This window comes from Acidobacteriota bacterium, assembly GCA_016196035.1.
In the GTDB taxonomy this organism is placed as follows: Bacteria; Acidobacteriota; Blastocatellia; order RBC074; family RBC074; genus JACPYM01.
On record JACPYM010000125.1, the window covers coordinates 1 to 15,457 of the forward strand.

Below are 15,457 nucleotides of genomic sequence, written 5' to 3' on the forward strand. Positions count from 1 at the left end.
CAAATGGGGGTGCGAAGCCCTGAAAGGGCGGCAGCCAAGCCTCTGGCTGCCGCCCTTTCAGGGCTTCGCACCACGACTCGATATGCAGCTGGGGCTTCACCCCAGGCTGTTGGCTGACGCTCCGTTGGAGCTTGGTACGGCAATTCTTTTTCTTGAGGTCTATAGAATTGCCTGTACTTAAATTTAGTCAGATGAATAGCATTCAACGAAGTACTCATACTCAGTGAGATTGATCTTCCTTCCCGCATACTGACTCAAGACAACAACGTGTTGCTGTTGGACTGGATAGCACTCATACATGGGATTTTCTACAGGTTGATTGAACAATTGCTGAAGCTCACAGAGGGATATCTCTTCCAACTTTGCCTGCTCAACAAAAGCACTACCTGGAGACTTCTCATACCAACTTAGAACTCTGTTGATCTTCATCTCTCTCAGGGTTGAATTTAGTTGGGAACGGAAGATGGACTAGCGCTTCACTTCTGCGGCGCAACGGAAGCCGAGCTTCGGCCCTTTGTCGGTCGGTTTCGCCCAGACGCGCGTGGTGGTCATTGCGCATTCTTTCGGATAAGCGAACGCGCCTCCCCGCACGACTTGATAGGTTCCCTCATAACCCTTTTCGCGCGGCGTTTCCTGGTCGCTGCCGGGGTAGTGGGTGAAATCGGTGGCTGTCCATTCGTAAACATTGCCCGCGAGGTTGAGCACTTTGAACGGCGAAGCGCCTTGCGGATTGGCGGTGACGTTTTGCGTGTGGTCGAGGCGCGCTTCTTTGGTGTTGGCATTGCCCGGTTGCCAGTCGTCGCCCCAGGGATAGAGATTGAGCGGCTTGCCCGGTTGGCCCGCGTCGGGGCCGCGCGCGGCAAACTCCCATTCGGCTTCGGTGGGCAAACGATAGCTGAACGCATCGCGGCGCTTTTCAGTCAGCCAGTTGCAGTAATCCACCGCATCGCGGTAATTGACGCCAGTGACGGGAATCTCTTCGGTATTGGCCGGCGGTTCATCGCCATTCCAATCGGCGGGGGCTTCGTGTTGGGTGGCGCGCACGAACTCAGCGTATTCGCGGCGCGAAACTTCAGTTTTGTTCAGATAGAAAGGCTGCACTTCGACCGCGTGGGCCGGATAATCGAATTTGAAAATCCCTTCTTTCCGGCCATTGTTATCAATGCGCACACCCTTTTCCTGCTCCGATAAATTGCGCCCCATCATAAACGATCCGCCGGGAACGAAGACCATCCCCGTGGGAGCCTCAAGCGTTTTCGGGTCGGTTTTGGTGGCCGCGCCGCCCGCCACATTCGCTGAAGTCTGACCGAGCCACTTGGGCAACATGAAGATGCCGGCGGCGGCGATGGCGATGGCGATCAAGGCCACGGCGGCCAGCAGCTTCATTGAGGAAGACGATTTTGGTTCGCTGGGCGGGATCGTTTGCGGCGTGGCGGTCGGCGTTGTCCAGGCCCGCACATTAGTGGGCAGCACCTCTATCTGGGCCGTGGGCACACTGGTCGGCACGCCTGCGTTGACGACATTGATGGGCATGGTCGCGGCTTCGGACTGAGCGCCAAAGCCGCGCGTGGCGTAATCGTGCGCGAGTTTGCGCAGTCCCATTTGCAATGAAGCGTCGAGTTCAAAGATAGCCTGTTTGAATTCGACGGCCGATTGATAACGCTGATCGGGATGTTTTTGCAGCGCACGCATCACCACGGCATCCAGCGGGCGCGGCACGCCGGGGTTGACGATGGAGGGCGGCAGCGGCATTTGCTCGACCTGCTTGCGGCGGATCGAAGCATCCGGATTGGTCGTATCATCCGGCGTAAACGGCAATTGGCCGCAGAGCATTTCATACAGCGAAATGCCCAGCGCGTAAATGTCTGACCGCGCATCGAGTTCTTTCAACCCGAACTGCTGCGGCAGCAAGATCGCTTCGGGCGGCATATAGGCGGACGTGCCGGGCGTAAATTTTTGGGTTGCCGATTCGCGACGCTGCTGGACTTTGACGATGCCGAAATCGCTGATCTTGATAGTGTCCGGATCAACCAGCAGCATATTGGCCGGTTTGATGTCGCGATGGACGATGCCGATGCGCTCTTCGCCTTCCCAGCGGTATTTGAAATTGTGCGCGTAATCCATCGCATCCAGTGCCTGCACGAACATCCGCAAGGCACGCTGATAGGGCAGCGGGCCGGTTTCATAACGGATCGCCTCGCTGACGTTCGAGATGCGGCGGCCCTTGTGCTGATAACCGGGCACGTATTCGAGCAGCAGGAAATGTTGCTCGACGTCGTTGATCTGTTCGATGGCGAATTGCGTGACGCTGACGATATGCGGGTGTTTGAGCTGCACCTGGATATTGGCTTCGCGGATGAACAGGTCTTTTAACAGGGCCGCCTGGCGCTCGCTTTTGGGCGTGAGCGTTTTGATGGCGACCTGCTGTTTATATTCGGTCAGAAACGCGCTCTCGCCTAGATAAACCTTGCCCATGCCGCCTTCGCCGATTTCTTTAATCATGCGATAGCCGCAAACGACTCTGCCGATCAAATCATTCCCAAGCGGGTTCGTCACAAACGCATTCGATGATGTGGGCGGTACTGTGGGCATGGTTGGTCTTGTGGGATGGAGTTATGAAGGCATGCAATCCACTGAAGCGAGGCTGCCCGCTGGCTGGTGCAGCCCCGCTTCAGTGTCATTCCGTCACTTCTTCTTCTTCTTTTTCTCTTGCTCTTGCTTGGTGCTCACGCCGAGCTTTTCCAACTCCTGGTACAAAAGTTTGGCTTCTTTTGCGTTGCCCGCGAGCTTGTAGGTGTCGGCCAACGCCAACTTGTACGACGTGTTTTGCGGCTCGATCTCACTGGCGCGCTTGAAGGCCTCAATTGCTTCCGTGTAGCGCTGTTGCGCCACAAAGGCGCTGCCCAAATTGGAAAACGCCGTGGTATTGCGCGGATCGAATTGGGCGGCTTGTTGGAAATGCCCGATGGCCTCGTTCCATTTGCGTTGCGTCGCGAGCGCGGTGCCCAGATTGTTTTGAATCGTCGAACTGCGCGGCTCCAGGTTCGCGGCCGAAGTGAATTCTTCGATCGCTTCCGGCGGGCGATTCATTTTCATGAAAAGATTGCCCAGGCTGTTGTGCGGGAAAGCCCATTGCTTGTCATACGAACAGGCGCGCAAGTACGAACGGAGCGCGTCGTCAAGGCGGCCTTGCAGCGAATAAATGCCGCCCAGGTTGACGTGCATAAAGGCATCGCTCGGCGACAACTGCACAGCCTTTTCACCCTCGGCGGTGGCGCGCGGGAAATCTTTTAGATCGGCATAAACACGGCCCAAAATCGAATGCGCGACGGCTGATTCGGGCGCGAGTTGGACGGCTTGTTCAGCCAATTGTTGCGCTTCGGTCAATTGCTTGGCGGTGCGCAAGGCATTGGCCAAGCCTGCGTGGGCTTCGCCGAATTTCGGATCTTTCTGGACGGCTACCCGATACTGCACAATCGCCTGCTCGCGTTTGGCGCGGTCGCCGGTGCGGAACAGAGCGTTACCATAATTGTTATAGATACCCGCATCGGTAGCGCCAGCTTTGATTGCCGCCTGATATTCCGCAATCGCTTCGTCCCAACGCTTCAATTCATAAAGTACATCAGCGTGTCCACGCCGCGCTTCGATGGAGTTCGGCTGTTGCGCGATCAATTGCTGATATTCCTTGTCGGCCTGCGCGTAGTCTTTGGCATCGTGCAAGGCATCGGCCAGGCCCAAGAGCGCATCGGGCGCATTCGGCTCCAAATTCAACGCTTGCCGATACGCCTCGATGGCAGCGCTTTGTTTGCCCATCGAAGCCGCGATGTCGGCACGGGCCATAGCTTCCTCATACGGCGAGATTTTGGCTAGGGTAGGGGCGTTCGTGGGTAACGCACCCGCCATATTGACCGGCGCGGCAATCAAGGCGGTATTGCTGGCCGCCGCCGTATTGGGCAACACACTGGGCGTGGGTGTGGCCGCCGCCACGACATTCGGCCTGGGGGCCGGACGCATGGCCGTGCCTGCCATCGTGCTCACATCGGCAATCAAGGTATCGTTCTTGCGAATATTGTTACGGGCGATGAATTTGCGGATGCGTTTGGCTTGAAACAGCGGTGCAGGATCATCATTGACGCCTAGATGTCCAATGTCTTGGGCGCCAACGACGAGCAAAAGTTGAAACGCGAAGAACATTAATACCAGCCCCGACGCGGACAGGACTGGCAGTGTGGCTTTGAGCTTCATACGACTCCTTTTGAGGCAGGGCACCAATTGCATAACGCAATGTCTAAGATAGGTTTTTGGGATTGAGTCAACTCAGCAGCCGGTGAAACAGCCGCGCCGCGCGCTTCACTGCTGCGAGTCCCAGCCGCCATTGTCAAAGCTATTTTTGACGCGGCCAGGATGGCGTAACTATACACTATGGTCGCTTTTGTTGCCCACTGTTTAATTAATACTTCACGCCGTCTCTGTGTTGAGAGCTATCTGTGCGGGCTGCATGCTTCAGCCCAGCACACTGATTATCGGCGCTCACGCCAGGCACTTTAGTTTTCGTAACAACCTACCGGCGAGTGCAGGAAAACCGACACGTGTCCATTGCTCCTCAAGCAGGCTCAGGCGGCAATTGAGCGATGACCTGGGCGCAGCTTTCCGTGGGCGATTACCGTTTGATGTGGACGCATTGTGGGAGAAGGAGGGAGGGGCCTGTTCTATAATTCGGGCGAGACAAGAACAGGCCCCGTATTGGGGGGTTCAAAGGAGGAGTTTTGCATGTTCCCTGCCTAAGGGTCGTGGGCAGACGGGAGACACGCGACCGGCAAACCTCGTATGCGATGTTCTAGCGACAGAGACATCGCAATGTCGTTTAGCGAAGCGGTGCGGTTCATGGGTGATGGCGCTTCGCATCAGGCCACCCTCAGGTGGCGGGAAAGTTGTTCAGAGCGCGCTGTCCGCTGCCCACGATCAGCAGACAACGCGCCCCGCGCTCTGCGACCCAGGGGGCCCGAGCACGAACCAGATATTGCATCGAAGTGCCGCGACGATGGCAAATATCCGGCTGAAGGTTTATCGCACGAACAACTTCACGCTGTCGGCCAAGCTTGCCAGAACAGCGATGCCCCGGGCGTTCTGACAAACCGACCCCGGCCACGTTTAGTTCTTCGCGCGATAACTCATCAAACGGGTTGTAGACACTTAGTCTCAAAGATCGTTCTCCTATGGCAGCGTCTTCACGCTCGATGGCGCACCAGTACCACGGAGTGTTTAGAACCGATTGTTTTGAATCGTTTCTTGAGCGGGTCGTGTGCGGGGTCATTGAAGACCTTGGGCCAGCACCGGGCGGCACTGGTGGCGGGGCGCGCCTGTGCGCGCTTTCAATCTGCTAGGAGCCATCTACGCCATTCCGACACCCAACCTGCTCCTGAATGTTTGCACTTGCAACGAACCGCAGCGCACGCCTCTGCCGGGGCCATACCGGCAGTTATCAGTAATGCGTTGTGGTAAGAAGTTGTTGTTTCTTCATCGTTGCGCCTATGAGTGGAAGAGAAGATGAAACGTTACACATTGCACCAGCGTTTCGCTGAGATAATTTTGGCACTCAAAGCTGATGTCGGAAGGGAAGGAAAGTGCCCTGTCAGACGAACGCTGACAGCGGCGCATTACTGGCTCAAGCGTGTAATGGAGGCGCGAATCGCGGCGGCATTGGGGGTGTTTGGTTGCAGCTTGAGATAGGTTTCCAGTTCGCGAATCGCAGCCTGGTTTTCGCCGCGCGCTTCATAGACCTCGGCCAGATTCAAATGCACGGCGAGCAGTTTGTGGCCGCTTTGCTTGAGCGCCGTTTGCATTTGCTGCTCGGCTTGATCGAAAAATTTGCGGCGTTGTTGCGGCGTCTTTTCAGCCAGCCCTAGTTCCAGCAGTGTGATGCCGTGCGCCTGATAGCTTTGCGCATGCGCGGGATCGCGTTGCAGCGCTTCACGGAAAGCGAATTCGGCGACGAGATATTTTTGCTGCTTCGACATAATCAGACCGAAGAGCCGATAGATGCGCGCGTCGCCGTCATAGACTTTGCGCGCGCGTTCCAGCGTCGCCAGGGCCGTTTCGTCATCTTTGCTTTTGTGCGCTTCGTTGGCCAGCGTGAAGAGCGCGTCAAAATAATCGGGAAAGACCGTCAACGCTTCTTTCAATTTGGCCAACCCTTCAGCAGGTTTGGCGGCTTTGAATCTGGCCTGCGCCTCGGTGAAAAAGAGCCGCGCCGCGAACGGGACGGTTTGCGTGAAAGGCGCATACGCTGGTTTGGGCGCAGGCGGCGGTGGCGGTTCCTTAAGTTGAATTTCAATTAAGGCAGGCGCAATGTTGCCGCCAGCTTTGGTTGGCTTGGCTGCCGCAACCGTCACCAGTTCAGCCGCGCGTTGATAGCCCAGATAATTGACGATGACCTGATACTCGGCAGGCGCCAGGCTGTTGAAGGTGAAATCACCGTCACGCGTCGTCACGGTCTGGGCCATGCGCGCGCCGTTTTGCCATAACTCGACGACCACGCCCGCGATTGTTTCGCCGGAAGGCAGGCGCACCTTGCCGCGCACTTGATTACTTTGCGCCCAGCCGGGTAACACGCTTAGCCCGAGCCAGCCCAGCAGCAATAACACGCATTTGAATGAATGCCTGGAATTCATTTCGGTTCACAAAACATTGGGACAGGATGAACGGGATTGTTTCAGGATGAACAAGGTTAATTCGATCAGTTTGCACTTCGGTGTACGGGAAAAGCGCGGCGTGGGACAGTACCGCGCGCGTGAGCAAGCGGAGATGGCGCGTTTATGCCGCTGGGCCTTGCTTGATGCGCCGCTTGCTCACGCGCGCGGTACTGTCCCGGCGCAACCGTCCCGTCTATGCAATTGCCAACCGCTCTAGGGAAGGTGTGCTGATCGTAGGCAGCCAATCCTGTTCACCCTGAAATGAATCTTGTTCATCCCGTCAAAATACTGCCGCAACGCACAGCGCTAAAACTTAAGCCGTCCGCCGATTTGGAAAATGCGCGGCCCGCCAATGCCCAAAATCGGATTGGCCTTGCTGGTCGGTTGTCCGAAGCCCGTATCCAGGCTGCCGCTGTAGCCGAGCTTGTTCGACAGGTTGAAGAGGTTGAAGACCTCGCCAATCAATTCGAGTTTCAGCCGCTCTTTGACGATGTTGATTTCCTTCGAGAGCCGCAGGTCGTGCGATTGAAAGGAATCGCCCAGATCGAAATTCGACGGCAAAGTGATGGCCGGGAATTGCCCGCCACGCGGCGCAGCTTTGCCCGCCACCGATTGATTGTATTGCGCGACCAGTTGGCGCAACTGATCGGCGTTGATGTCGCGATTGAGCGTGTTGAATCCTGTGCCTGGCAGGTAGTCGTTGTTCGAGCCGTCGCCATTCAGATCGCTGTTGTTACTGCCGGGGATGCTGGCCGAGAGCGGCGCGCCACTCTCATAGGTCACGATCAAGCCCGCCTTGAAGCCCCAGGCGATGTCCCACAGCCCGCTAAACGTCAAGGCATGCGGACGGTCGCTGCCGGCATAGCCGGGAAAGGCGAAGGGGCTGGCGATGTCGCGGGTGTAATTGAAGCTGCGCAGCCGCGAGTATGCATACGACGCGGTGAACTGCGCGCGTTGCGCGAAGCGTTTTTCGAGCTTGACCAGCAGCGCCTTGTAATCGTCGCGCCCACTGCCTTCCAGCACCTCAAACGGCCCGTTCAGGCAACGCACGGTTGGATTGGTGGCTTCTGCCGCCGTGGCGCAAGGCCGCACGATGGGGCCGCCCGCCGCCGGAGCGCGATTCCAGAGCGCGCGGTCGCGTTGAAAGAAGGTGTGCAGATAGCGCCGCCAGACAAAATCGGCATTCACCGCCATGTTCCAGGGCAACTGTCGTTGCAGCCCAATGCTGGCGGTCGTCGAATAGGGAATCTTGATGTTCGGATCAATCAGCACCGAGGTTTGCGAGACGGTCTTGAAAAAGTCCGCGCCGATCACGCCGGCTTGGGCCAGTTGGTTGAATTGGTTTTGGATCAGCGCGCCTTGTTGCGCGACCAATTGCAGCGCCTGCGCAGTGGTCAACTTCGTTGGCAACACTTGCAACGTCGCCGCGCTCAACCGTGCGCCCGTCGCCGGATTGATGACGCCGAGATTGGGCACGACCGCGCCGCCGATCAAGAGCAACTGCGCGCGTTGATCGGCGGGCAAGCCCGGCGTATTGGCGACCGCCAACAACGCCTGCGAAACTACGGGCAAGGCGCCAGCAACCTGCGCGGGCAGTTGCGGGAAGCTGATCGTGTTTTGGAAAAAGTCGCCCGGCAAAATCACGCGCCCATTGCCCAGCGGCCCCAGAATCGCGCGTTCAGTCAGCCGGTTGACATAAAGGCTCGTGTCATACGCCATCGAAAAGCCGCCGCGCACGACCGTCTTGTTGTCGTTTTTGACGTTGTAGGCAAAGCCCACCGAAGGCGCGAAATTGTTTTTGTCGCGGGCGTTCGGATCAGTCGTGCCGTAAAGACCCGTGTTGGCAAACAGGCTCGACTTTTTCAGATCATGGTTCCAGAGCTTGTTTTCATAAACATACGACAGCCCGTATTTCAGCGTCAGCCCTTTGCCGATATTCCAGGTGTCTTGTCCATAAAAACGCCAGCGTTGCGTGTGACGGGCGAAGGAAGAATTGAACGGCGGCGGCTGGCTGCCATCGCCCAGGCCGCGCACGATGAAGGCTACCGGCAAGCCCAGAATGTCGTTTGCGGTAATGCGCGCGCCGGGTGTCGTGAACGCTGCTGGCAACGGCAATTTCAAACTGGGCGCGACCGGGCCGAAGATGCCGCGCAGTTGCTGTCCAATCGGATCATTGGCAGGCAAGCCCAAGCCGCCCGCCAGCGCGTCAATCGCGTCGTTGATGTCTTTGACCGTGCGCGGGTCGTGCGTGACCACGATGGCCGGGTCAACAAAGCTCCAGCCGCCCGTGCCATAAGCCTTCTCCCAATTCAGCCCCGTCTGCACAATGTGCCGGCCTTTCGTCCAGGTCAGGTTGTCGGTTGTTTCGTAGCGGAACAAGGCGCGGTTTTGCGGCGCGTCGGTGCTGTTCCCCATCACGAAGCTGCTGCCGTTGACGCGCACTTGTGCGCCGCCCAGACCGATGCAGCCGGGGCAATCCGCCGTGCTGGGAATCAGGCTCTTGTTGCCGATGTATTGATAGTTGAAGCTGAGTTGATTGACCAGATTGGGCCGCCAACTCGCCGTCCAGCCGGCTTGTCCCTGATACACGTCATTCTTGTTGGCGCGCCAGTCCGAAGGCAGCACATTGTTAGTCACGGGCGCAAAGACGCGGTTGTTGTCGGAACTGTAGCGCAAAAAGAAAGTGTGCTTGCTGTTGAGCGTGTAATCGAAGCGCAGGTTGTAGAGCCAGCCTTTGTACGGGCTGGACGACACCGTGTCGAATTGCTGAAAGACCGGCGCGCCGGTGTGAATCGTCGAATAGGCCGTCGTTTGATTGAGCCGTTCCAGATTGGTGAACCAGACCAGTTTGTCTTTGATGATCGGGCCGCCCAGCGTAAAGCCCGCTTGCAAGCGGCGGAAAAACGGATCGGGATTGTTCGCCACGCGATTCAAGGTCGGATAGGCCGACATGTGATTGTCACGGTAAAAGCCGAAGCCCGTGCCGTGGTATTCGTTGCTGCCCGTGCGCGAGACGATATTGACCGCGCCCACCGACGTCACGCCCGTCGCCAGATCGAAATTGAAGCTGGAGATTTGAAACTCCTGCACCGTATCCACCGAAAAGTTTTGCGCCGCGCCGCCCGTCACCGGATCAACGATGTTGCCGCCATCCACCGTCAGCCGCGTCAGATCGGAGTTGCCGCCGCCAATCGAAACGTTAAAAAGATTGTTGGCATCGCCGGGGCTGCCCGTCGAAACGCGCACACCCGGTTCGAGCGCGGCCAGTTGCAAAAAGTTGCGTCCATTCAACGGCAGGCCGTCCACTTTCTGGCGCGAGATGACGCCGTCAATCTTGAAGTCGGTAGGATTGACGACGGCGGTCGAATCGCCGGAGATCACCACGGTTTCGGATTGCTGCCCGACTTCCAGATTGATTTCTGTGGTGGAGGTCACGCCGACCTGAATCGTGATGCTGGACACGGCGGTCTTAAAACCCTTGGCCGTGACTTTGACCTCGTATTCGCCGGGCAACAGGCTGCTAATCAAAAAGGCGCCGTCGTTTTTGGTGGTGAATTGGCGCGCTTCACCCGCGGCTTTGCTTTTGACCTCGACCAGGGCGCCGGGAATGATGGCCTTTGACGGATCAACGACATTGCCCCGCAACGAACCCGTCGGCACTTGGGCGTTGACCGGAGTGAAAATGGCCAGGGTGAGAAACAACAGCGAGAATTTCAACCTTGAACTGGCGGGATATTTCATGTGGATGCTCCTTGATTGGAAAGTGCGCGTTGTAAGACCGGTGCTGCCTAGCGGGGGGCCAACCGAACCCTCGACTGGGCTTTCGTTAATCCTGCAACGATTGAGCGGCGTGGCGTATCTTGCCCGGCTAGCCAGGATTACAACCGTAGGGTATCGGTTTGATGACTTCGTTGTGCTTGATCGGGAAAGACGGTCAAAGGCTTGCTCATTCGCATAACCTGCCAGCAAGCTTGTCGTATCATTCGCGCCGCCAAGCGTCTGATTTACGCTTTAGAGCCAGCGCATTATAACCAAAACCCCAAGGCTGACAACTCGCCCTGGCCAGGCGGTTTTGGGGTGTCCGTCAAAGCTTTGCGCCGAGGGAACCCGATGCTTCGGCGTGCGTGGCGCAACCCGCCGAGGTTGCGCCGTGTCGCAGTTACGGCCAGGGCTTCACTTGCAACAGCGCGCAACCCCGGCGGGTTGCGCTACGTATGCGCCAATCACCGGTCTCGCTGGAAACATCCCGACGCAAAGCTGTGACGGGCATCCGCGTTTTTGTGCGGGCTTGCCAGCCATCTGTCAATCAGTCTACATTGACGCTGACAGTTGCCCTTGAAATCAGATATTCAAATCGCGCCAGCGCACCGCTATGTCAGCGCACTGCTATGAATGATTGAGTCAAAGACTCGCAACAACAAACAGGCCCTGCGGAGCGCGCAAAACTTTGGCAAATTACACCGGTCTTTTTTGAATTTTGTGCTCACGCGCTATGCTCCTTACCTTTTTGGCGTAGTGAAGCTCACGGTACAAACGTTAAGGTGTTTGCCGCCGCTTTCTGTTCAGCGAGAAGTTTGCGCGTTTGTCCCTACAGCAGGCTTCCCCCTGAGAATTTCGCAAACCGCATGAGTTGGGATCCAAGTGTTCGCACCAGGCATTTCACCGTGATGACCGCGCTCTTGTTAGTGGCAGTGGCGGCTTGGCTGTGCTTTAACCTGACGCGCTTGCTCAACGCGCAACTCGTCACCCGGCACCGCGCCATCGAAACGCTGGCCGATCAGGTCACGCTGATTGCCCAGCAGGCCATCTTGAGCCGTCCGCAGGAAACGCCCCAGGCCGCCGTCGGCCAGGATCGGGCGCTGATTGCGCTGGTCAAAGCCAGTATCGGTGAACGCAAGGATTTCGCCTATTGCGCCATCATTGCCGAAGACGGCACGATCATCGCCGAAGCCGATCCGTTCGATTTGCGCCGCCAGACCGACCGGCTCTATCCCTTTGAAGCCTTTGAAGCCGCGCGCTGGCTCAAGCAATTGGCGGTGGTGTTGCGCCGCAGCGATATTTTTGAGTTGAACCTGCCGATCAGCCTGAGCAACAAACCCTTCGTCAACATTCTGGTCGGCGTGCCTGCCGCTGGGCTGCGCCAGGAATTGATCCCTTCGCTCAAACTGGGACTGGTTTTGTCACTGATTATCTTGGGCGGCGGGATGTTGTTTGCGGCCCTGCTGTCTGGTTACGTGTTGCGTCCCTTGCGCGAGATTGTGGCCAGCATCGAGAACCTGGAAGAGGAAAGTCTCTCACACGCCGCGCTGGCCGTCAGTGCCAATCCGGCAACCAGCGGCGAATTGCCCACTGCACCCGTCAACCCGCCGCACGACATGCAAAACATCGCGCAACGTTTGCGCGAACTGGGCCGCCGCTTCGCCGGCAGCCGCAACGAAATCGAAACCATCCGTGACCAATTGCAACAGGTCGTCGGCAATCTGACCGAACGTGTCTTGCTGCTCGACCGCGAACAGCGCGTCATCCTGGCCAGCCCCGAAGCCGAAAAGCTGCTCGGCAACGGCAACTTCACCTTGCGCGGTAAACGGCTGCCCGATGCACTCACACGCACGCATCCGCTTTCGATCATCACCGAACGCGCCTTCAGCGGACGCCAATCGTTGCAAGAGATGGCGACGATTGCCGCGAATGGGGCGGGGCATCCGCAAACGATTCTGGCCTCGCTACAACTCTTTCAGGATCGCGGCCAACCGGCGGGCGCGCTGCTGACCTTGCGGGATTTCGAGACGATTCAACGGCTCGAAACGCAACTTGATTTCGCCAGCAAGGTCGCCGCGCTCAACCGCATCACCGCCGGGGTCGCGCACGAAGTCAAAAATCCGCTGCACTCGATGGTGATTCATCTCGAACTGCTGTCGGCGAAACTAGACGCGGGCCTTGATCCCAAACAGCACCTCGACATCCTGACTTCCGAAGTCAACCGCCTGAAGCGCGTCGTGCAAACCTTCCTCGATTTCACGCGCCCGGTCGAAGTGAAACTCAAAGACATGGACGCCAATACCCTGGTGCGCGAAGTCATCCTGCTAGCCGCCGATGCGCGTGAACAGGGCGTCAACTTGGTCGAGCAATACGGCAAAAGCCCGCTCACGATTAAAGCCGATTCCGATTTGCTCAAACAATCGCTGCTCAACATCATCGTCAACGGCTGCCAAGCCATGTCCGAAAAAGGCGATGGCGGCAAACTGACCATCGAAACGGGCCGCCTTCACGAAGACGAGCAGGAGATGGTTTTCATCTCGATCCGCGACACCGGGCCGGGCATCCCTGAGCAGGTGCGCGAAAAGATTTTCAACCTCTATTTCACCACCAAACCCCAAGGCAGCGGCATCGGCCTCGCGCAGGCCTTCCGCGCCGTGCAATTGCACAACGGTAAGATTCAACTCGACACCGAACTGGGCAAGGGCACGTGCTTTCGGATTCTGCTGCCCAAAGCATAGTAGTCAGTGGTCAGTGGCCAGTGGTTAGTGGCTAGCGATCAACCAGCCACTGACTACCGACTACTGACCACTGACCACTGACCACTGACTACTGACTATTGACTACTTTCAACATGGACAAAACCTTCGACGACTACCAACTGGATGAAATCCTGCTCACCCGCACGCGCACGATCACCGAAGCCGACATCGTGAACTTTGCCGGCCTGTCGGGCGATTTCCACGAACTGCACATGAGCGAGGAATACGCCAAGCGCGGCCCCTTCGGCAGGCGCATCGCTCACGGCGCGCTCGTGTTCAGCATTTCAACGGGGCTGATGATTCAGATGGGCGCGAGCGAGCACATCATCGCGTTTTACGGCCTGGACAAACTGCGCTTCGTCAAACCGGTCTTCATCGGCGATACCCTCCGCGTCAAAAAACGCGTGCTCGAACTTGCGGCCAAAGACGACCAGCGCGGCGTGGTCGCGTTTGAGACGACTGTGCTGAACCAGCATGACGAGCCAGTGATTGTTTATATTGATCGGGTGTTGGTGAAACGGCGCGGTTGAAGCAAGGGTGTTTGACTTCTTTACCATTGCTCGCCAAGCTAGCGCCGCTATGAAACGAACCCCGATTGAACCACCGCCCTCGCACCTGAAAAACCTGGTGCAGTCGTGGCGCACCCTGACCGAACAGCTTCAGCAAGGCGGCGGCCCGGACAAAATCCAAAAACAACATCAGCAGGGCAAACTCACCGCGCGCGAACGCATCGCCGCGCTGTTCGATGCTAATACACGCTTTCAAGAGATCGGCTTGCTCATCGCCTACGATCAATATGAAGGGCAGGCCCCGGCGGCGGGCGTGGTGACGGGTGTTGGCATGGTCGCGGGCAGGGAAGCCGTGATTGTGGCGAACGACGCCACCGTCAAGGCGGGCGCGTGGTGGCCCGAAACGATCAAGAAGATTTTGCGCGCGCAGGAAATCGCCATGCGTTGCCGCGTGCCGATCGTTTATCTGGTGGATTCGGCGGGCGTGAATCTGCCGTATCAGGACGGCGTCTTTCCCGGCCAATACGGCGCGGCGCGGATTTTTTATTACAACTCGATCATGCGGCGGTACCTGAAGGTGCCGCAGATCGCTGCCGTGATGGGGCAGTGCGTGGCGGGTGGCGCATATCTGCCTGCGCTCTCCGACGTGATCTTGATGGTCGAAGGCACTTCGTTTATGGGTTTGGGCGGGCCGAATTTGGTCAAGGGCGCGACGGGCCAAAAGGTGGACAGCGAGACGCTGGGTGGCGCGCGTATGCACAACGCCGTGTCGGGAGTGGCGCATTACCGGTCAAAGAATGACGAAGAGTGTTTGCAACAGATTCGCAAGCTGATCGCTGAACTGCCTGCCAAAGCGGCTACGCGTGTGAACATTGCCGAAGCGCAAGACGCGGCCAGAAACGCCGATGCGCTTTACGACTTGCTGCCCGCCGATCATCGCGCGCCTTATGATGCGCGGGCCGTGCTGGATTGCATTCTGGATGCGGACAGCTTTGACGAATTCCAGGCTGACTTTGCCAAAGAGATGATCACCGGCCACGCGCGCCTGGGCGGCATCAGCGTCGGCGTGATCGCCAACAGTCGCGGCCTGATTTCCAATGGCCCCGGCAAGCCGCCCAAATTCGGCGGCATCATTTATACCGAGAGCGCCGAGAAAACGGCCTACTTCATCGAAACCTGCAACCGGCACGGCACGCCGCTGCTGTTCATTCAGGACGTCTCCGGCTTTATGGTCGGCGTCGAGGCTGAAAGCTCCGGCATCATTCGCGCCGGCGCGCGTTTTGTCGAAGCGATGGCGACCGCGACCGTGCCGAAGATCGTCCTGACGCTCAATCACGCGAGTGGCGCGGGCTATTACGCGATGGCGGGGCAAGGCTTTGATCCCGATTTTATTTTCACGCTGCCGACCGGGCGCATGGCCGTGATGGAAGGCGAATCGGCGGTGATGGCGCTCTTTGCCGCGCAGTTGGATAAGCTCAAGGCCACAGGCAAAGAGCCGGACGACAAGTTGCGCGCGGAGATGGCGCGCGTGCGGGCCGATTACGAACGGCAGCTCGATGCCAAATATGCGGCGGCGCGTGGCTTTGTGGATGCGGTACTCGCGCCGGAAGAAATTCGCCCCGCGCTGGAATTGGCCTTGCGCACGGCGCTCAACAATCCGGGCGCGCATCTGGGAGCGTTTGTGCTAGAGTGAATCACGTTTTTAGCCGCAGATTTTCGCAGTTCGACGAGATGTATT

General features: G+C 57.9%; 7 protein-coding genes. 3 read left to right on the top strand and 4 right to left on the bottom strand.

Annotation, left to right across the window (positions count from 1 at the left end; all coding sequences use genetic code 11):
- Positions 1-468 precede the first annotated feature (468 nt).
- The 4 genes from HY011_34685 to HY011_34700 form a co-directional block, all read right to left on the bottom strand.
- A complete protein-coding gene (locus HY011_34685) occupies positions 469-2,592 on the bottom strand; it encodes an SUMF1/EgtB/PvdO family nonheme iron enzyme (protein ID MBI3428101.1) in 2,124 nt (707 codons plus the stop codon).
- Between the two features lie 93 nt (positions 2,593-2,685).
- Positions 2,686-4,245 (bottom strand): tetratricopeptide repeat protein, encoded by a 1,560-nt coding sequence (locus HY011_34690; protein MBI3428102.1) that lies wholly within the window; start codon positions 4,243-4,245, stop codon positions 2,686-2,688.
- Between the two features lie 1,412 nt (positions 4,246-5,657).
- Positions 5,658-6,671, bottom strand: a complete 1,014-nt coding sequence (locus HY011_34695; GenBank protein ID MBI3428103.1) for a carboxypeptidase regulatory-like domain-containing protein — start codon at positions 6,669-6,671, stop codon at positions 5,658-5,660.
- A gap of 327 nt (positions 6,672-6,998) precedes the next feature.
- Complete coding sequence (locus HY011_34700; GenBank protein ID MBI3428104.1) at positions 6,999-10,433, bottom strand: TonB-dependent receptor; 3,435 nt, start codon at positions 10,431-10,433, stop codon at positions 6,999-7,001.
- Between the two features lie 884 nt (positions 10,434-11,317).
- On the opposite strand from HY011_34700, the gene HY011_34705 reads away from it, so the two are divergent.
- The 3 genes from HY011_34705 to HY011_34715 all read left to right on the top strand — a co-directional run bounded on the left by HY011_34705 (position 11,318) and on the right by HY011_34715 (position 15,412).
- Positions 11,318-13,189: a PAS domain-containing protein gene (locus HY011_34705; GenBank protein MBI3428105.1), complete on the top strand. Its 1,872-nt coding sequence runs from the start codon at positions 11,318-11,320 to the stop codon at positions 13,187-13,189.
- Between the two features lie 113 nt (positions 13,190-13,302).
- The gene (locus HY011_34710) at positions 13,303-13,740 is read left to right on the top strand and encodes a MaoC family dehydratase N-terminal domain-containing protein (GenBank protein ID MBI3428106.1); all 438 of its coding nucleotides are present in this window, start codon (positions 13,303-13,305) and stop codon (positions 13,738-13,740) included.
- 49 nt (positions 13,741-13,789) lie between these two features.
- Positions 13,790-15,412: an acyl-CoA carboxylase subunit beta gene (locus tag HY011_34715; protein ID MBI3428107.1), complete on the top strand. Its 1,623-nt coding sequence runs from the start codon at positions 13,790-13,792 to the stop codon at positions 15,410-15,412.
- Positions 15,413-15,457 lie beyond the last annotated feature (45 nt).

Excerpts from the sequence above, each read along its gene's own strand:
- HY011_34685 (MBI3428101.1), bottom strand. The coding sequence starts at position 2,592 with ATGCCCACAGTACCGCCCACATCATCGAATGCGTTTGTGACGAACCCG.
- HY011_34690 (MBI3428102.1), bottom strand. The coding sequence starts at position 4,245 with ATGAAGCTCAAAGCCACACTGCCAGTCCTGTCCGCGTCGGGGCTGGTA.
- HY011_34695 (MBI3428103.1), bottom strand. The coding sequence starts at position 6,671 with ATGAATTCCAGGCATTCATTCAAATGCGTGTTATTGCTGCTGGGCTGG.
- HY011_34700 (MBI3428104.1), bottom strand. The coding sequence starts at position 10,433 with ATGAAATATCCCGCCAGTTCAAGGTTGAAATTCTCGCTGTTGTTTCTC.
- HY011_34705 (MBI3428105.1), top strand. The coding sequence starts at position 11,318 with ATGAGTTGGGATCCAAGTGTTCGCACCAGGCATTTCACCGTGATGACC.
- HY011_34710 (MBI3428106.1), top strand. The coding sequence starts at position 13,303 with ATGGACAAAACCTTCGACGACTACCAACTGGATGAAATCCTGCTCACC.
- HY011_34715 (MBI3428107.1), top strand. The coding sequence starts at position 13,790 with ATGAAACGAACCCCGATTGAACCACCGCCCTCGCACCTGAAAAACCTG.